This is a genomic window from Spongiibacter nanhainus, assembly GCF_016132545.1.
Lineage (GTDB): Bacteria > Pseudomonadota > Gammaproteobacteria > Pseudomonadales > Spongiibacteraceae > Spongiibacter > Spongiibacter nanhainus.
In genome coordinates this window covers 2,129,223-2,148,290 of record NZ_CP066167.1, presented here as the reverse complement: position 1 = coordinate 2,148,290, position 19,068 = coordinate 2,129,223, and the positions used below count along the sequence as shown (strand labels likewise).

Annotated in this window: 16 protein-coding genes; 13 read left to right on the top strand and 3 right to left on the bottom strand. The window is 52.0% G+C overall.

Annotation, left to right across the window (positions count from 1 at the left end; translation table 11 throughout):
• Nucleotides 1-2,634 (top strand): ATP-binding protein, encoded by a 2,634-nt coding sequence (locus I6N98_RS09845; RefSeq protein WP_198568203.1) that lies wholly within the window; start codon nt 1-3, stop codon nt 2,632-2,634.
• A 376-nt stretch (nt 2,635-3,010) separates the two neighbouring features.
• Here I6N98_RS09845 and I6N98_RS09840 read toward each other — a convergent pair whose 3' ends face one another.
• Nucleotides 3,011-4,042: a nucleotidyl transferase AbiEii/AbiGii toxin family protein gene (locus I6N98_RS09840; RefSeq protein ID WP_198568202.1), complete on the bottom strand. Its 1,032-nt coding sequence runs from the start codon at nt 4,040-4,042 to the stop codon at nt 3,011-3,013.
• Nucleotides 4,035-4,631 carry a DUF6088 family protein gene (locus tag I6N98_RS09835; protein ID WP_198568201.1) on the bottom strand — a complete coding sequence of 199 codons (597 nt, stop codon included), beginning with the start codon at nt 4,629-4,631 and terminating at the stop codon, nt 4,035-4,037. Before I6N98_RS09835 ends, I6N98_RS09840 begins: the two co-directional genes overlap by 8 nt.
• Before the next feature lie 388 nt (nt 4,632-5,019).
• Here I6N98_RS09835 and I6N98_RS09830 point away from each other — a divergent pair, with 388 nt between their 5' ends.
• Together I6N98_RS09830 and I6N98_RS09825 are read left to right on the top strand one after the other, a co-directional pair.
• The gene (locus I6N98_RS09830) at nt 5,020-5,757 is read left to right on the top strand and encodes a type IV toxin-antitoxin system AbiEi family antitoxin domain-containing protein (RefSeq protein WP_198568200.1); all 738 of its coding nucleotides are present in this window, start codon (nt 5,020-5,022) and stop codon (nt 5,755-5,757) included.
• Nucleotides 5,754-6,674, top strand: coding sequence for a nucleotidyl transferase AbiEii/AbiGii toxin family protein (locus I6N98_RS09825; protein ID WP_022960176.1), 921 nt, complete (start codon nt 5,754-5,756; stop codon nt 6,672-6,674). Before I6N98_RS09830 ends, I6N98_RS09825 begins: the two co-directional genes overlap by 4 nt.
• Nucleotides 6,675-6,827: 153 nt before the next feature.
• Here the strand turns inward: I6N98_RS09825 and I6N98_RS09820 are convergent, their stop codons facing one another.
• Nucleotides 6,828-7,217, bottom strand: coding sequence for a MerR family transcriptional regulator (locus tag I6N98_RS09820; protein WP_022960177.1), 390 nt, complete (start codon nt 7,215-7,217; stop codon nt 6,828-6,830).
• A gap of 72 nt (nt 7,218-7,289) precedes the next feature.
• On the opposite strand from I6N98_RS09820, the gene I6N98_RS09815 reads away from it, so the two are divergent.
• The 10 genes from I6N98_RS09815 to I6N98_RS09770 all read left to right on the top strand — a co-directional run bounded on the left by I6N98_RS09815 (nt 7,290) and on the right by I6N98_RS09770 (nt 19,063).
• On the top strand, nt 7,290-7,940 hold the full coding sequence (locus tag I6N98_RS09815; protein ID WP_022960178.1) for a cation efflux transmembrane domain-containing protein: 651 nt from the start codon (nt 7,290-7,292) through the stop codon (nt 7,938-7,940).
• A gap of 133 nt (nt 7,941-8,073) precedes the next feature.
• Complete coding sequence (locus I6N98_RS09810) at nt 8,074-8,433, top strand: hypothetical protein (protein WP_028968513.1); 360 nt, start codon at nt 8,074-8,076, stop codon at nt 8,431-8,433.
• A 127-nt stretch (nt 8,434-8,560) separates the two neighbouring features.
• The gene (locus I6N98_RS09805; RefSeq protein ID WP_022960180.1) at nt 8,561-9,061 is read left to right on the top strand and encodes a DUF411 domain-containing protein; all 501 of its coding nucleotides are present in this window, start codon (nt 8,561-8,563) and stop codon (nt 9,059-9,061) included.
• Nucleotides 9,062-9,072: 11 nt separating this feature from the next.
• Nucleotides 9,073-10,410 carry a TolC family protein gene (locus I6N98_RS09800; protein ID WP_022960181.1) on the top strand — a complete coding sequence of 446 codons (1,338 nt, stop codon included), beginning with the start codon at nt 9,073-9,075 and terminating at the stop codon, nt 10,408-10,410.
• Nucleotides 10,407-12,071 (top strand): efflux RND transporter periplasmic adaptor subunit, encoded by a 1,665-nt coding sequence (locus tag I6N98_RS09795; RefSeq protein WP_198568199.1) that lies wholly within the window; start codon nt 10,407-10,409, stop codon nt 12,069-12,071. The genes I6N98_RS09800 and I6N98_RS09795 overlap by 4 nt, the downstream gene beginning before the upstream one ends.
• A 3-nt stretch (nt 12,072-12,074) precedes the next feature.
• Entirely contained in the window at nt 12,075-15,197 is a 3,123-nt protein-coding gene (locus I6N98_RS09790) for an efflux RND transporter permease subunit (protein WP_198568198.1), read from the top strand.
• A 397-nt stretch (nt 15,198-15,594) separates the two neighbouring features.
• Nucleotides 15,595-16,011, top strand: a complete 417-nt coding sequence (locus tag I6N98_RS09785; protein ID WP_028968514.1) for a MerR family transcriptional regulator — start codon at nt 15,595-15,597, stop codon at nt 16,009-16,011.
• Nucleotides 16,008-16,328, top strand: coding sequence for a heavy-metal-associated domain-containing protein (locus I6N98_RS09780; RefSeq protein ID WP_084495604.1), 321 nt, complete (start codon nt 16,008-16,010; stop codon nt 16,326-16,328). The genes I6N98_RS09785 and I6N98_RS09780 overlap by 4 nt, the downstream gene beginning before the upstream one ends.
• 23 nt (nt 16,329-16,351) lie before the next feature.
• On the top strand, nt 16,352-18,682 hold the full coding sequence (locus tag I6N98_RS09775; protein WP_475630823.1) for a heavy metal translocating P-type ATPase: 2,331 nt from the start codon (nt 16,352-16,354) through the stop codon (nt 18,680-18,682).
• A 27-nt stretch (nt 18,683-18,709) separates the two neighbouring features.
• Nucleotides 18,710-19,063, top strand: a complete 354-nt coding sequence (locus tag I6N98_RS09770) for a cupredoxin domain-containing protein (RefSeq protein WP_022960187.1) — start codon at nt 18,710-18,712, stop codon at nt 19,061-19,063.
• Nucleotides 19,064-19,068 lie beyond the last annotated feature (5 nt).

The window sequence follows — 19,068 nt, the reverse complement described above, 5'->3', positions numbered from 1 at the left end:
GTGGGCAAGGCGACCCCTCGCCTCGAAGGGTTACAACAGCAACTTGCTGGGTTATCCACCAATCAGGCCTTGCTGGAACAGGCAGAGAATATTGAAGATCTTCATGCGCGCTTAGGTGGTCATCGAAAGGCGCAGCAAGACCGACCGCACCTTGAAGCAGAATCTAAGCAGTTATTGGCGGATGCCGAGTCCTTACTCAAAGAGAATCGCCCTGATCTCGAATTCAAGAACATTGAGCAATTACGTCCCGTAATGGCAAAACGGCAGCCTATTGCCAGTTTGGGCAATAAAGAAGCCGTCCTGAATGCTCGGGCAGAACAAGCAGAGACCAGTCTGCGTGAAACAGAAAAGCGTCTGCAGGCCGCCCGCAAGGAACGTGACGAAATCGCCAAATCAGGTTCTACGGACGCACTACACCGGGCAATTGCCGCCGCCAGGAAGCAAGGGGAGTTGGACGCATCGATCCAGTCCACTCAGAGTCAACTTGCAGGCCAGGAAGCAGAATGTGTTGCCGATCTTTCAAGACTCACGCTTTGGCAAGGTGAGTTGGATGAAATGCCCCGCTTGGCGTTACCAAACCGGGAAAGCATCCATCAATTTGAAGAGAGCTACGCTGATCTCTCAAAGCGTATTCAGCGGCTTGAGGAGAAAAAGGACGAGCTAATCGATGCTTTGCAGGATACATCGCAGAGGCTCGATGAAATCGAGCGCGTCGGGGAGGTGCCGACGGAGGCTTCGCTTAACCAAGCTCGATCAGAACGCGATACAGTCTGGCAGTTGCTACGTCGCCAGTGGATAGGTAGTGAAGACGTATCAGTCGAAGCGAGTGAATACCAGAGTGAAGGCACATTGCCTGAAGCCTTCGAAAACCGCCTTGCAAGCGCCGATGAGGTGTCCGACCGGCTGCGCCGCGAAGCAGACCGGGTTCATGCGCTGGCAAGCCTTCAGGCCAAGCAGGAGGGAGGGCTACAGCAAGCTCAGAAGTTAGATGAACAGCTTGAGACAACAAGCGCTGAGAAGGCTCAATTGGATGCTGACTGGCAAGCAATGTGGGCTCCTTGCCAGATTGTTCCACGCACTCCGCGAGAGATGCGAGCCTGGCTGGATGCCTTTGAAAGGCTTCGTGATCAGGTGGCGCAGCTTAACCTGTTGCGCCAAAAAGAGACTGAGCTTGAGCATAATCGTAGCACGCACCTCCAGAGACTTAATGCACAACTGATACAACTGGGAAGAGCTGCGTCCACATCAAACGAGCTTGAAATCGTACTCCTGGAGTGCGAGGCGTTAGCCGGTCAGCTTGATGAAGCCAAACGCAAACGGGATTCATTGAGTAAGGAAGTTAAGGATCGGGAATCTGACGTTGAATCATTGAATGAAGAGCATCGATTGGCAACAGAGGCGCTCGAAGCATGGAGGGCACAGTGGGCAGCGCAGATGCTGAGTATTGGTTTACTAAGTGAGACATTGCCCTCGGAAGTTGATGATTTCTTTGAAAACCTCAGAGCATTGTTTTCGAAGCTGGGGGAAGTGGAGAAATTGCGGATAAGAATCAGTGCCATCGACGAAGATGCCGCAGCATTCCGCACCCAGGTGGAGGCCATAGTAGCCACTATTGCCCCCGAACTGGATGAGTTGCCAGCCGATGATGCGGTTGTGCGCCTCATTTCACTGCTATCTGAAAACCGATCAAGACAAACAAAGCGGCATCAGATTGAAGAACAGATCGAACAGGCAACGCAGGAGATACAGGATTCGAACGCTACCATCCAGACGATGACTGATCGCCTGGATGCGTTATGTGTGGAAGCAAAATGCGATGGTCACCCTCTACTTGAGGCGGCGGAACGCCGCTCGGCTGATTACCTTCGAATTAAGACAGCAATTGATTCGATAGAGCAGGAGATCCTGGATGCAGGTGAGGGCAGCACCATTGCCGAGTTGGAAGCTCAAGCGGAGGGTATCGATCCGGATAGTTTGCCGGGGCGAATCACAGAATTGAAAAACAAGATCGAGGATGAGCTCGAACCCAAACGTACCGAGCTCGCATCGGCAAAGGGACGTGAAGAAAAGGAGTTAGAACTTATGGATGGCAGTGATCAGGCAGCCATGCTCGCCGATCAGGCTCAGGCCACACTTGCCAGTATCCGCTCAGATGCTGAGCGCTATATTCAGGTGAAATTGGCTGGCAAGATATTGCGCGATCAGATTGAGCGTTATCGCCAGGAAAACCAGGGACCGCTGGTCAAACGCGCCAGCGAACATTTCTCGGCACTGACACTTGGTTCGTTCGATGGTCTCATGACCGATTTTAATGAAAGAGATGAACCCATCCTCGCTGGCATTCGTCCAGGAAGAGAGCGTGTGACTGTGGAAGGCATGAGCTCAGGGACGCGGGACCAGCTCTACCTGGCGTTGCGTCTCGCATCTTTGGAAAAATACATGGAATCGTCCGAACCGATGCCTTTCATTGTGGATGACATACTTGTGGACTTTGATGACGCTCGTTCACAAGCCGCATTGCATGCGCTGGCTGAATTATCTGAGAGGACACAAGTCATTCTGTTCACGCATCATTCTCGGGTTGTTGAGCAGTCGAAGAAAGTCCAGGGAGTGGTTAATGTACAGCAGCTGTAGTTTGCGGTGCTATTAGGTTTTCTGCTAATGAATCACTCCCATAACCGCCGTTCGTGTGACAGACTACGGTTTAAGTACTCGCGCACCCATTTCCACCTCTGGTAATATGTTTGCTGGTTGATAATGGTGTGCAAAATACCGCCGCCGGAAAAATCACTGCATCACCCGCGTAAACAAAGAGCTCGTGATTCTGACGGTAAACGCGACGGTAAAACCCAATACCAGCCTTTTATAAACCCTTTACCTTCAATGGGTTATGATCCTCGTTGATGAGTCCGATCCGAAAAATTCAGGACGTAACCACTTCCCATCTCGAAGAGGTCATCGAGAAACATCATGTCAATGGATCGGATGTTGCTCACGGCGCCCCCTATCTCTACTTTGTACCTGTTGTGGATTCGTTGATGGCTTTTTCGATGGCGGCACAGGCGTCGAGAAGTGCATCGAACGGCAGTGCTTCTCCAACCATGACTTCATCAGCCAGCATGGCTTCATAATCCTTGGCAAGGGCGGTTTTCGCATCGCCGTCTGGAACAATTTTCAACTTTCCTGTCGTCGCAGCGATATAGTCAATGACTTCGCCTTCCGTGTCTTTTTCGATGAAGAAGTGTGCCTTGTGCTGCGCGACAGTTGACGCGACTGTGTGGTCTGATATGACCGTGGTGTAATGCGGACTCCGACTGATCGCAGCCAAGTCATGCCAATGTCGAGCGTATCGCTCTCCACGGAGACGACCTTGAGCGCAGAATACGTGGGCATCCGTCGCTTTTTCCCAGAACGTTCGGGCGATACCCATGACCTGTGGTGATGCCGTGGGGAATTCGATCTCAGCCAGGTGTTCGGCAATGTCGCATTCTACGGAGTGTATTTCGTGCGGTTCACCGGTTGCTCTACCGCCGAATTCCAGTGTGACAACCGGGGCAATGTACCCTGTGCCTTTGGTGAGGGCAGGGTAGCGGAGCATCAGTTTGTCGTTATCCTTGCCGCCCTGCTCAAGTTGCGCCTGAACTCCCTCTTTGGCCAGTGCAGCTTCTATGACAGGTTGAATATGTGTCGTGATCCAGTCGGGTAGCCGATGGCGCACAGCTTTCGTCCATTTGCCGGCCTGGCTTCGACTGCGAGGTAGCTCACCGCTTTCACCTGTCAGGTCGGGAATCAGTTTGCGGATGTCATAAGTCAGGTCGATATCTTCTGAAAAGCGGTCAATGACCTTGTAGGCCTTGGAGAGGGATGTGCCACCCTTGAAGGTTAGGTCAGCGCCTATTGCCGCGTCGAATAGTGTGCGAAGTGTCCATACCACCCAGATATCTTTTTCTAATAGATGGGCGGGACGTCCGGTTTCCGCTCGCGCGTATTCAAGCGCTTCCCTTTGGTCTTTCTGGCTGAGCTCAAAAAAACTTTCAGGCATGTGCCGCTTCCTTCCCGATTGCCTGTGCCATCCAGGAAGGCAGGGCAGCGCGAGCCGAGGTCAGCGCTTTCCATTCAGCCGGGGGAAGGGTGCGATGCAACGATGACAGGGATGCATCGGCGTGTGCCGATCCGATCCAGGCCAGTGCCCGCACAGCCTCGCCGGCAGGACGTGCTCCAAGAGCCAGCATCCAGCGGGGGGCGTGCTTGACCAAAATTTCCCCCTTACCCAGCTTGAGCTTTCGGGTGCGGCCGGACGTCAGGTAGACCTCTTTGATCGGTACCTGCTGAGTCAGCCCCAGGGCGTTGGCTGAATTTGCGCCGTGTCGAACGACAATTTCGCCACTTCGCTTCGCCAGCGAGCTTATGACTTTTTCAGGGGAGGGCGCGCGCGATCCAAACCTGCTGGATACCGGGGCAACGTAGGTGCCACGCGCCACGCGCATCAGTTTGCCTTCCTTGGTCAGCCGTGAGAACGCCTGATCGACGGCGGCCCGGCTTCCCAGGTGCAGGAATTCTTTGGGCGACAGCACACCACCCTCGGGGAGGGTGCGGGCACGTCGAAGGATGGTTTCTGGCAAAGTCTTCATTGGTGGTGCCTCTACATGATGTAAGAAGTATAACTTAGTTTCTGACATCATGTAACCAGAATGGTTTTGTGCTCCTGGCCGAAGGGGACTGGCGGGGTGGGGATGCTGGCTGGAGGCTTTTATGGCGCGGTATAGGGGGGGGCGGAAGGGTAAAAGAAGGCGCGCAGTCCTTCTCAGGCCACTCCGTCCGTGCGACCGATAGACAGGTAATCGGATAATCATGCCTGAATATCCGCATATGGAGCGGATTTTGGATAATGATTTGCGATCAGTGGCTACCGCTACTACTCCTCCTTATTTAGAAAAATATAAAATATCGTAGTATAGCTACGATTAAAATAGGTTGATTAAATTGACTAGTATTTGGGAAAGCTGTATAAATCGTAGCATGGCTACGAAAAACACGAGCAAACTAAATATTCTCTATACCAGGCTGGAGCCAGGGGCGCCGCTGACGTCGGAAGATCTGGCGGCCCTGGATATCTCTGCCGACTTGGCGGTTCACTACGTGCGGGCCGGATGGTTGATGCGGTTGGCGAGAGGGGTTTACTGCCGGCCAAACGAAGAATTAAAGCTGCATCCCTGTCTCCTTCTGTTGCAGCGCAAACTTGCAGGACTCCACGTCGGCGGCAAGTCGGCGCTCGATTGGTATGGTGTGCGTCAGTACGTATCGCAACAATCGACGTTACTTCTTTATGGTTGGGCCGACGGTCATTTGCCGGACTGGTTCACCGACCGCTTTCCGGCCCAGTATCACCGCAAGCGTCTGTTCGACGAGGACTGTGACAACTTGTTGCATGCCATGCCTTTTGAGAGACGGGAGGGGGCGCCGCAGGTTTCGTCGCCGGAACGAGCACTGTTGGAACTGCTCAGCGAAGTCGGCGTGCGCCAGCCTTTGCAGGAAGCCCGCGAACTCGTCGAAAGTACCTACAATTTGCGTGTCAACGTGCTGCGTGAACTGTTGCAGCACTGTACCAGTGTCAAGACGGTGCGACTTTGCCTCCAACTGGGTCGCGAGGGTGGATTGCCATGGGCAGAGAAACTTGATCCGGACACGTTGCCGACCGGCAGTGACCGGCCCTGGGTATCCAAATCCAGCGACGGCCTGTTGGTGCTAAAGCCATGAATACGGCGTATCTCGATACCGCACGCCTGTTGACACAAGTGGCACCACTGGTCTTTGTGGATGACACGTTTGCCTTGAAAGGTGGTACGGCCATCAACCTCTTTGTGCGCGACATGCCGCGACTGTCGGTGGATCTTGATCTGGTATTCCCGGACCACTCCCTGCCGCGTGAACAGGCACTGGCTCGGATTAACGACGCGATTCGGCAGGCGGCGGAGCGCCTGAACAAACATGGATTTCAGACACACATGCTGGCCGCTGAGGCGGGTGAGACCAAGCTGTTGGTGCGCCGTGGGGGAACCGAAGTCAAAATCGAAGCCAATTTCGTTCTGCGTGGAACAGTGAAGCCGGTGCGTCGGGCGTCTATTACACCTCTCGCCAGTGATGTGCTGATGGCCGATTTGGAAATCCCCGTGGCGTCACTGGAGGACCTTTATGGTGGCAAGCTGGTCGCCGCACTGGACCGTCAGCATCCCCGTGATCTGTTCGACGTGATGCAGCTGTTTGAGCATGAGGGCATCACGCCCGGCATTCGCCGGGCCTTCGTTGTGTACCTGGCCAGTCATAACCGTCCGGTACATGAAGTGTTGTTCCCACAGCTGAGGGATATTGGCCATGACTACAAGCATAACTTCGAAGGGATGACAGCCGACTCCGTGGCGCTCGAAGCATTACTGGCGACACGTGATCGAATGATTGATGAACTTCAGTCAGGGCTCGACGGCAAGGAACGGCAATTTCTGCTATCGCTGGTAGCCGGTGCTCCCGATTGGTCGCTAATGGGTATCACTCATCTTGAACATTTGCCCGGTATTCGTTGGAAGTTGCACAACCTGGCAAAATTGCGGAAAGCCAATGCGAAGAAATTTGCCGAGCAGGCCGATATGTTGTCGACGCGGTTAGCCAGTGTGACTTGAATTGGACTTTCCGCCATAGGGAACTCTCAACTTTGATGGTGCTTCTGGTGATCTAGGGAACCATCAATTAGTGGCACTCAATCTCTATCTTAATTCGGGTAACTAGGTGCAATACCTACAAGGTGCTTTCAAGGCTTCGAACCTGTTTAATCACTAGTGTTTGCCTAGGGCCTCCAAGATACGGCATTCGGCAATGTGACCACCTGAACAGCTTGCAGATATACGCCGTAACTCCCTGGCCAGAGATTCAAGGTGCCTGATGCGGTTGCGAATTCCGTGCAGATGCTTGTCGGTAATACTGTCCACCGCCTGACAGGAAAGATCGGGTTGTTCTTTGAGCGACAGCAGTTCCCGGATATCGTCCAAGGAAAAACCCAGCTCACGAGCATGAAGAATAAAGCGTAGCTGCTGGATATGATGGTCTGCGTAACAACGGTAGCCACTTTCCGAACGCGCAGTAGGTGAAAGAATGCCCACCCGTTCATAGTAGCGAATGGTTTCGATATGGCAGCCCGACAGTCGTGATGCCTCGCCAATCTTCATGGTGTGTCTCTTGACTCTGTAACGGTTACAGACTTTATGGTAGCAGAGAAGACACAATGCTTGGAGAGGATAATGAGTTCAGGTTGCTGCGATGTTGATACGGTTGACCAACTGGCCACGGCGGGGCGCCGTAAAACCCTGTACGTTGTCCTGTGGATCAATATCCTGATGTTCGCCGCGGAACTCGGCGCTGGCATCTGGGCGGACTCCAAGGCGCTGATGGCGGATTCCGCCGATAATCTCGGTGACAGCCTGGTCTATGCCATAAGCCTCTTCGTGGTTGCTCGCAGTGTGCGCTGGCGTGCCGGGGCAGCCTTTATGAAAGGGTTGATTCAGCTCACCTTTGGGCTGGGCCTTATCCTCACGATTATCGCCAGTCTGCTGGGAGAACCACAGCCAATTGGGTTGGTGATGATGGCAGTTGCAGGCGTAGCGCTGATTGGCAACCTGATTTGCTTCGGACTGCTGATGAAGCATCGGGGCGAGGACGTGAATATGCGCTCTGTGTGGCTGTGTTCCCGCAACGATGTGATCAGTAATACCGGGGTGATTATTTCAGGAGTTCTGGTTATTTGGCTCGATTCTTATTGGCCGGACTTGATAGTTGCTAGTATCGTTGCTGTCGTTTTTTTGCACACGGCCTATGAAGTACTTCGAAGTGCAGGTCAATCCTGGCGGGGTGAACCTCAAGCTCACGTCAATATTTGCAGTTCTGGCGCTTAATGGAAGTATCCGTTGATTGATCTATGTCAATCATCAAGGGCGTTATGTTTGAACTTTCGAGAGAATAAGGTATCCTTCCTAATGTTAATATAACCATTTGCAGATTATGTGGCTTAGCAGATTCAGATTTTACATGGCAATCTTCGCGTTACTGGCTTTCACCAGCCAGTCGTTTGCTGCTGCGAAATTGCCCTGCCACAAGATGAGTCACGAACCCGATGTTCCAGTAATGACGGGGGCAATGGATCATGGAAGCCATACCAAGGCAAACAATATCCAGATTAATAATGCCCTTACGGCTGATGCCGCTGATTGTTGCAGCCAGGATCACTGCTCTCAGCTGGATTGCATCTCTGCAAGCGTTGCGGTGGTGAGTACACTGTCGTCGTTTTCCGTCCAGTTTTCTCAAACCCTCAATACAGCGTATTCGGTTTCCTTCCTCTCCCAGGCAGCTTCCTCGCTGTTTCGCCCCCCCCATTTCCCGCTGAAGTAGGGTTGGTACGCCTGAAATTCAGGCGTCTGACGACTCGATAAGCGGGAGATCAAAACTCCCATAACGTATGTTTAAAACGCGCCATCGCTACGAGCGCGTTCACAGCAACTCTTGATTGGGAGTCATCATGAAGCCGTTACATACCTATCTGCGCTTTCCGGCGCTGATCCTATTCCTGTTATTTCTTGCCGCTTGTTCCGAAAGCGAAAATCACGCAACTAAAAGCGCAACGATTGCCTCGTTGGATGTTTATAAAAGCCGCACCTGTCAATGCTGCCAGCAATGGGTTCACCATATGGAAGATGTTGGTTTCGACACAGAAACCCACCATCCGTCGGACTTGAATCGCATTAAAAATGACTATGGCATAACACCTGAATTCCAGTCCTGCCATACGGCAGTTTCGAGCGACGGTTATGTATTCGAAGGCCATATCCCGGCGCGCTTTGTTCAGCAGTTTCTGGAAAACCCTCCCGATGACGCCATCGGCCTTAGTGTGCCCGGCATGCCGGCAGGCAGCCCTGGTATGGAGATGGGTGACAGGTTTACAGCTTATAAGGTATGGCTGCTTAAAAAAGACGGTTCGGCTGACGTGTTTGCATCTGTGAATAGTCGCGATCAGCAATAGGACATATAACGATGAACATTCAATGGGTATTTTTATTATTTTTGCTGGTGGGGTTTCCTGCGTTTGCTCAGAGCCCGACTAATAAGCTGAGTCTGGATGAGGCCATCGCCCATGCCATTGCCACGGATCCCTGGCTGAACGGTAGCCGGCATCGCGAAGATGCTTTGACCAGCGAATCAATTTCAGCATCGACGCTTCCAGACCCCAAGGTCAGCCTGATGGCGGCTAACTTTCCTACCGATAGCTTCGATATCAACCAGGAGCCTATGACGCAGCTCACTGTAGGTGTTAGTCAGGTGTTCCCTCGCGGCGATAGTCTGGCGCTGTCCAGCCGTCAGAAACAGGAGTTGGCGGAACAGGAGCCGTTGCTCAGGCAGAATCGTCAGGCCAGGGTAACGGCTATTGTCTCGCAGTTGTGGCTGGACGCATTCAGGGCCCAGGAGAGCATTCGATTGATTGAGCAGGATCGCTCGCTATTTGAACATTTGGTGGATGCAACCAAAGCGAGCTATTCGTCGGCACTGGGAGGTGCTCGCCAGCAGGATATTATCCGGGCCCAATTGGAGCTTACCCGGTTGGATGATCGTTTGACGGTGCTGCGGCAACAGTCGGAGTCAGCCCAACAGCGTTTATCCGAGTGGGTCGGCGGTCTTGCCAGTCTGCCGTTAGCGCAGCTTGTGCCCAGTCAGTACGGTGATGAGCCGGCGTCGGTGGGAGGTCAGCCGGATAGTGATCGTTGGCTCTATGAACAGGTCAACCGGCACCCACTCTTGCGGGCGCTTGATCAGCGTATTGATGCCATGGAGACCGGGGTCGAATTAGCGCGCCAGAAATATAAACCTGAGTGGGGTCTTTCCGCCCAATATGGCTATAGGGACGATGATCCCATGGGGCGTGACCGGGCTGATTTTTTTTCTGTCGGTGTGACCTTTGACCTGCCGCTTTTCACCGGCAAGCGACAGGATAAAGACGTCAGTGCGGCCACTTCCCGGGCTGAGGCCATAAAAACTGACAAGTTACTGATGGCGCGAAAGCTGATGGCGGAACTGGATACGGCCTTGGTACAGCTACAGCGCCTGAATGATCGTCGCGCGCTCTACGCCGGGCAGTTATTGCCGCAAATGTCAGAGCAGGCCGAAGCTGCCCTGGCCGCCTACAACAACGACGACGGCGACTTTGCCGAAGCGGTGCGCGCCCGCATTGCTGAGTTAAATGCCAAGATCGACTTTTTAACGATCAGGATTGATCGGCTGAAGATGATTGCCGAGTTGAATTACCTCTTGTCCAAAAATGGTTCAGAACCGTTTCCCGCCACCAGCAGAGAACACGCTGAAGGATTAACCCCATGAAGATTCAATTGAATAAATCTTTTTTCATTACAGTTGCCTTGTTGATTGCGACAGCGACCCTTTCGCACTACTCGGCCCTATGGCGTATGAAAGAGACCACAGGCAGTGATGACGTTGCTGCCGAGAAAAAACCACTCTACTGGGTCGCGCCGATGGACCCCAACTATAAGCGCGATAATCCGGGTAAATCTCCTATGGGGATGGATCTGATACCTGTGTATAAAGACGCGGTCGGCGATCAGGAGATTGGCACAGTCACCATCTCTCCGGATGTAGTTAACAATCTGGGGGTACGTACAGCCCCTGTCACTCGGGGGCGTTTGGATCTAACCATCAGTACAGTGGGTTATGTGCAATACGATGAAGATCGCCTTGTTCACATTCATCCACGGGTGGAGGGTTGGATCGAAAAGCTCCATGTCAAAGCTGCGGGTGATCCGGTTATACAGGGTGAGCCGCTGTATGCGTTGTATTCGCCGACTTTGGTCAATGCCCAGGAAGAACTGTTGCTGGCATTAAAACGAAATAATCCAACACTAATAACGGCTGCCATGGAGCGGCTATCGGCCTTGCAAGTGCCTCATTCAGAAATCAATCGCCTAAAAAAATCCGGCAAGGTTAGTCAGACCATTACCATCACCGCACCTCAATCTGGGGTATTGGATAATCTGAACACTCGGGAAGGGATGTTTGTTAAGCCGGGTATGGAGATGATGGCCATAGGCCAACTGGAGCATATCTGGGTGATTGGTGAAATATTTGAACGGCAGGCGGCCAGTGTGCAAGTGGGTGATGCAGTGCGCATGCGACTGGATTATTTACCCGGTCGCGAGTGGAAAGGAAATGTTGATTATATTTACCCCTCTCTGAACGCCAAAACGCGTACCGCTCAGGTTAGGGTGCATTTTGACAGCTCGGATAGATTCCTGAGGCCGGGCATGTTTGCGCAAATGACAATAGTTACCAAGCCCTCGCGGGAGACTTTACTCATTCCCCGTGAAGCACTGATTCGTACCGGTAGCCAATCAAGAGTGGTATTGGCAAAAGGTGAAGGGCGTTTTAAGTCCATCGCAGTGAAGGTAGGCAGAATTGGTGAAGATAAGGTGGAAATCCTTTCTGGTTTAAAAGACGGTGAGCGCATTGTTACGTCTGCCCAGTTCCTGATTGATTCCGAATCCAGCAAAACCTCAGACTTTAAGCGGATGCACCACGGCGAAGATCAGCCTAGCTCAGTTTGGGTTGCCGCCACGATCAAGAGCGTGATGCCGAATCATCGAATGGTGACAGTCAAGCATGAAGCGATTGATGCTTGGGAATGGCCAGAAATGACCATGGATTTTCAGGTTAATCCAAAAGTTAATTTTGAGGCGTTAACACTTGGTACTCAGCTGCACATGGAAATTACCAAGCTCGATAACGGGCAGTATGAAATGACTGGCACACATATTATGAGTGGCGAGAGTGAGGAGGACATATCTTCGGAGGACGAAGAGAAATTGGATCATAGTCAGATGAATCACGGTGAGATGGATCACTCCGAAATGGATCACAGCCAGATGAATCATGCACAAATGAACCAGGATGGTAAGGAACCTAACACGGTTGATCATTCAAAGATGGATCACTCCAATCAGCAACAGCACTCAGGTGACGGGGAGTAAAGCATGATTGAATCCATTATTCGCTGGTCCGTTCATAACCGTTTTTTTGTGCTGCTGGCCACTTTGATGTTGGTGGGAATTGGTGGCTGGTCCCTTAAAAATACACCGGTAGATGCTATTCCCGATTTGTCGGACGTGCAGGTGATTATCAAAACCAGTTATCCGGGGCAGGCGCCGCAGGTGGTGGAAGATCAGGTCACCTATCCGCTGACTACTGCCATGTTGTCAGTACCGGGTGCGGTCACCGTACGCGGCTACTCGTTTTTTGGCGACTCCTATGTCTATGTCATTTTTGATGAAGATACCGATGCTTACTGGGCCCGCTCGCGGGTATTGGAATACCTGTCGCAGGTGGCGCCGACGCTGCCACCCAGTGCCAGACCACAATTGGGACCGGATGCGACTGGCGTGGGATGGGTTTATCTCTACGCGTTGGTAGATAGAACTGGTCAGCACGACATCAGTCAGTTGCGCAGCCTGCAGGATTGGTTTTTGAAATACGAACTGCAAACGGTGCCGGGGGTGTCAGAAGTCTCTGCGCTTGGCGGTATGGTCAAACAGTATCAGGTCAAAGTAAATCCGGACAAGCTTCGTGCTTTTAATATTCCTCTCTCTCATATCCAGATGGCCATCCAACGTGGTAATCAGGAAGTTGGTGCTTCTGTTGTGGAGATGAGTGAAGCGGAATATATGGTGCGTGCCAGTGGCTATATCCAGGGTATTGACGATCTGAGAACCATTCCTCTGGGTTTGGATATGAATGGCACACCGCTGTTATTAAAGGATGTGGCCGATATTGAACTGGGTCCGCAAATGCGCCGTGGTATTGCTGAACTTAATGGTGAGGGAGAAGTGGTAGGTGGGATTGTCGTCATGCGCTTTGGCGAGAATGCCCAGAAAACCATTGATGGCGTCAAAGCAAAGTTGGAAAAACTCAAGGTGGGTTTGCCGGAAGGCGTAGAAATTGTCACGGTTTACGACCGATCTCGATTGATCTCTAGCGCCATTGACAGTTTATGGAAAAGTCTGGTTGAAGAGCTTGCTATCGTCGCGTTGATCTGTGTCATTTTCTTATTTCATGTCAGGTCATCACTGGTGGCAGTCGTTAGCCTGCCGCTGGGAATCCTGACGGCCTTTATTGTGATGTACTGGCAAGGCATTAATGCAAACATTATGTCCCTTGGAGGAATCGCGATTGCCATCGGTGCCATGATAGATGGTGCGATTGTGATGATTGAAAATATGCATAAGCATATGGAACGTACGCCGTTGACGCCAGAGAACCGTTGGAAAGTGGTGGCAGAGTCTGCCAGCGAAGTCGGCCCGGCATTGTTTTTCAGTCTGCTGATTATCACCGTCAGCTTTGTGCCGGTATTTACCCTGGAGGCTCAGGAAGGCCGAATGTTTAGTCCCCTAGCCTTCACTAAAACCTATGCCATGGCCGCCAGCGCCGCGTTGGCAGTGACAGTGGTGCCGGTGTTGATGGGGTATTTTATCAGGGGCAAGGTGGTCGCCGAGAGAAAAAACCCCATCAACAGGTTGCTGATTGCAGGCTATATGCCGCTGCTCAAGGGTGTTTTGCGCTTTCCAAAAATCACACTCGCCATGGCTGGCGTTGTGTTTCTTGTTGGGATCTGGCCGCTTAACAAGATTGGCAGCGAATTCATACCCGATCTGGATGAAGGCGACCTGATGTACATGCCCACTACCTATCCGGGCCTGTCCATCGGCAAGGCGCGGGAAATCCTGCAACAGACTGACAAGCTGATTGCCACAGTTCCGGAAGTAGAAACCGTATTTGGCAAAATTGGACGGGCTGAAACTGCTACAGATCCGGCGCCGCTAACCATGATTGAAACCTTTATTCAGTTGAAACCCAGAGAGGCGTGGCGCGATGGCATGACCACCGACAAACTCAAGAAGGAGCTTGATGCGCTGGTGAAGTTTCCCGGCTTGACCAATGCCTGGGTGATGCCCATCAAAACCCGCATCGACATGCTGGCTACCGGTATAAAAACCCCGGTGGGTATTAAGGTGGCTGGCCCCGACCTCAAGGAGATCGAAAAAATCGGCAAGCGTTTGGAGCAGGTGCTCAAAGATGTACCTGGCACAGCCTCAGTATATTCCGAGCGAGTAGCGGGTGGCCGTTATATCAAGGTGGATATTCAGCGAGAAAAAGCCGCACGCTATGGCCTCAATATCGCCGATGTGCAGCAAGTGGTTGCCACCGCTATAGGCGGTATGAACGTAGCGCAGACTATCGAAGGGCTGGAACGTTACCCCGTCAACCTGCGTTACCCACAAGATTATCGCAACTCTCCCGAGCAGTTAGCTCTGCTGCCTATTGTCACGACCAGTGGTCAGCGCATTGCATTGGGGGATGTTGCTCGTGTTTATGTTGAAGACGGGCCGCCTGCCATCAAGAGTGAAAACGCCCGTCTTAATGGTTGGACCTTTGTCGATATCGACGGAGTGGATGTCGGCAGTTATGTGGAAGACGCTATGAAAGTGGTGGCCGATCAGGTCGAACTACCAACAAGCTACTCCCTGAATTGGTCGGGACAGTATGAATACATGTTGCGGGCCAAAGAGAAGCTCTCCTACGTGGTGCCTCTGACTCTGGCAATTATCATCGTGCTGCTCTATTTAAATTTCCGCAGTGTTGCCGAGGTCGCCATCATTATGGGCACCTTACCACTGGCAATGATTGGGTCCATCTGGTTGATGTATTTGCTTGGTTACAACTTTTCCGTTGCTGTGGGTGTGGGTTTTATCGCGTTGGCGGGCGTGGCGGTAGAAATTGGCGTCATTATGCTGGTCTATCTCAACCAGGCACATACGCTTTTCTTGCTTCAGTGTGAGGAGCGGGGCATCACACCGAGTATGAAAGGATTACGGGAAGCTGTTCTTCACGGTGCAGGCTTACGTGTTAGACCGGTGATGATGACGACAGTCTCTACTATTGTCGGCTTACTGCCGATCATGTTCAGTACCGGTACAGGGGCGGAAGTGGTCAGCAGAATTGCTGCACCTATGGTGGGGGGCATGCTCAGTGCTTTGGTATTGACATTGTTGGTATTGCCGGCGGTTTATTTGCTTTGGAAGCAGGGCAAGGTAGATGAATAGCTGGACGAAGAACTTACAAGGCCATTACAGCAATGTAATGAACGAGTCACCTTACCGTCAGGTACCCAGCCCTAGGATAGGCCGGATGTTTTCCTATGATCGGCACTTTGCTTTTTTTCATACGTAAGCTGGCGGACAGACAATTGATCGGTACCGACCGAGACAAATACAGCCAGATTCAGGGTGATTGAAATATTGAAAATCAAAAGTGGAAGACTGTTAAAAATTGCTTGACCTGTGTCTTGGACACAGGTGTAAGGTGACAAAAAGCCGGATAAATACTTCGGATTTACTCTCGGGTTTAGAACTGATGATTGACTCATATCAAGGCAAGGAACAGATCCTCGGGGTTAATCTGAATCCTGTGATAGTCAGACTGAGCTGCGAGGAGGGCTGTGTGAAAGTTATCGAAATGGCCAGGCGTTTAGGGGTTACGGCCGATACGGTGCGGTTTTATACCCGGATCAAGATTTTGAATCCCACAAAAAGCAAGGCCAATGGTTACCGGGAATACAGTGATAAAGATGTTAATCGCTTACGGTTCGTGCTGAGTGCCCGACAGTTGGGATTTTCGGTAGAGGATATTCAGGAGATTCTCGCCCATGCGGACAAGAAAAAGTCTCCTTGCCCAACGGTGCGCCGCTTGATTGATCAGCGCCTGCATGAAACCGAGCGACAGCTTAGGGAAACGTTGAAATTGCGGGATCGCATGCAACAGGCTGTGTTGGAGTGGAGTCAAAAGCCGGATAAGGCGCCAACGGGCCATATGCTTTGTCATCTGATCGAAGAATTCACTGCGGAGGATAGGTTATGAATACACACAAAACGCCAAGTGCGGGTCAACACCGAGGTGGTTGTTGCTGCGCCGGCAAATCATCCGTTTCTGCTGAAGCCCGAGATATCCGCAGCGTTAGCGATACGTCTCTTCCTCTTCATCGTTTACAGGTTCAGGGTGCCACCTGCGGTGGTTGCGTGAAAAGTATCGAGCAGACGTTGAAATCCGTTGCAGGGGTTAGCGAAGTGTCGATGGACCTGGCAACGGGCGTCGCTTCAGTCATTGGTGTGGTTGAACCAAAAAACCTTACCGATGCGTTGGATCGTGTGGGTTTTCCCGCAACGCTCATTCGCTAGTTGCTGTCAAGTAAACCAGGAGTATGGATATGAGTTCAACAAACACGGAATCTGGCAATCCATCCTGTCATGAACGTACGGAAACTGGCCAGCATCACCACCATCATGTTCATGGCGGCAGCGCAGTAAGCCAGGAACTGATGATCGAAGGCGCTGGTTGTGCCAGCTGTGTGGGAAAAATCGAATCCGCCCTAAAAGCGATACCGGGTGTGGAAAACGCGGAAATGAATTTCGCTCAGCGAACCGTTAGCGTGTTCGGTTCGGCGCCTGCCGAGCAATTGATAAAAGCCGTTGAGGGCGCCGGTTATAACGCCAAAATCAGCCTTGCTGACAATGAAGACGATGCATTGGAGGAAAAAGAAAAAGCTGATTGGGCTTACTACAAACGACTGATGCGGGAAATGACCATCGCCCTCAGTCTGGGCGTGCCGCTGATGATTTACAGCATCGTAGTCGGCGAAATGACGGTAACAAGCACTGGTGGGCGCATTGCCTGGTTGGCTGTTGGATTACTGACACTTGCGGTGATGGTGTTCTCTGGCAAACACTTTTATGTCGGTGCCTGGCAATCCTTTAAAAATCACTCGGCCAATATGGATACCTTGATTGCTTTAGGCACAGGTACGGCGTGGGTGTATTCGATGGTGGTGGTGTTTGTTCCTCACTTGGTGCCGGAAATGGCGCGCCATGTTTATTTCGAGGCGACCGCGATGATTATTGGTTTAATCGATCTCGGTCTTGCCCTGGAATTGAAAGCCCGCGGTCGTACCTCTGAGGCTATTAAGCGCCTGATTGGATTGCAGGCGAAAACGGCGCGGGTTATTCGCGATGACAAAGAACTGGATATCGCTATCGAACAGGTTCTACTGAACGATGTGGTCCGCGTGCGCCCAGGTGAAAAAATTCCCGTCGATGGTGAAGTGGTTGAAGGGCATACGGCGATTGACGAATCCATGCTCACCGGCGAGCCGATGCCGGTTGAAAAAGCCACTGGGAATACCGTAGCGGCGGGCACCATCAATAAATCCGGCTCAATTTTGTTTAAAGCTACCCGCGTTGGTAAAGACACGGCGCTGGCGCAAATCATCAATATGGTCAAGCGCGCACAAAACTCCAAGCCGCCGATTGGTCGTTTGGCTGATGTCATCTCGGCATATTTTGTACCGGTGGTGATGATTATTGCTGTGGTGAGTGCCTTGACCTGGCTTAATTTTGGACCGGAACCGGCGGTGGCATTTGCCATAGTATCGGCCACGACTGTATTGATTATCGCCTGTCCCTGTGCGCTGGGGCTGGCCACGCCGATGTCGGTGATGGTGGGTGTGGGTAAGGCCGCAGAGGCGGGCGTGCTGATTCGCAACGGAGAAGCCCTGCAAACCGCGTCGAAGATAACGGCGATGATTCTGGATAAAACCGGCACCATTACCCTGGGTGCACCGAAGGTCACCGATGTACTGGTGGCGGGTGAGTATGATGAGCAGGCGGTGTTGCGATTGGCAGCAACGCTTGAATCCGGCTCTGAGCATCCGTTGGCCATGGCTATTGTTGAAAGTGCTCAGGAAAGAGGGATCGAAATGGGCAAGGTGTCCAATTTTAACGCCATTGCCGGCCACGGTGTGCAGGCGGAGGTGGACGGAAAAACACTGTTATTCGGCAATGAAAAGCTCATGCGCGAGCGCACCATTGAGCTCGGTGATTTTGTCGAAAAGGCCCAGGCGTTGGCCGCCGAGGCTAAAACACCGATGTATTTCGCTATTGATAATCAACTTGCAGCGATTATCGCTGTGGCCGATCCGATTAAGAAAGACTCCATAGCGGCCATCAAGCGTTTGCAACATAACGGTATTCGGGTGGTGATGCTCACCGGCGACAACCGCGCCACAGCCAAAGCGGTAGCGGAAAAAGCCGGTATCAAGGAATTCTTTGCTGAAGTACTGCCGGAAGAAAAATCCAAAAAAGTGCAGAAGCTGCAAATGGAAGGCGAAGTGGTGGGCATGACGGGTGACGGTATTAACGATGCGCCGGCCCTGGCTATCGCCAATGTCGGTTTTGCTATCGGCACCGGTACGGATGTGGCCATTGAGAGTGCCGACATAACACTGATGCGGGGTTCGTTACATGGCCTGGCGGATGCCATTGCCGTCAGCAAGGCTACGTTGCGAAATATCAAACAAAATCTATTTGGCGCCTTTATTTACAATGTCGCCGGCGTGCCTTTTGCAGCCGGGGTGTTGTATCCATTTTTCGGTTTGCTGTTAAGTCCGGTGATTGCCGGTGCGGCGATGGCGTTTTCATCGCTGACAGTTGTAACCAATGCTAATAGGCTGCGCTTCTTTAAAGCGCAGGAGCACTAATGAGAATGACGGGAAGAGGGCGTTGCGATGATGATTATTAATATTGCGGGTTTAGCGCTAATTGCACTGATTGTGTGGTGGTTCTGGCTCTACAAGCCGAAAGAAGCCGAGCTGGGTGAAAACGATCTGGTGATTACTGTGGAAAACGGTACCTATTCGCCTTCGCGCATTAAAGTGCCGTCTGGAGAACCGGTAGAAATCAAATTTATGCGCAGAGATCAATCGCCCTGTTCTGAAACTTTATTGATCCCCGAACTGCAAATCAGCGACACCTTACCGTTGAATAAACTGAAGACCATTCAGCTGCCAGCAATGTCATCCGGCGAGTATGCGTTTCATTGTCAGATGCAGATGTACCGTGGACAAATCACGGTGCAATAAGCAGG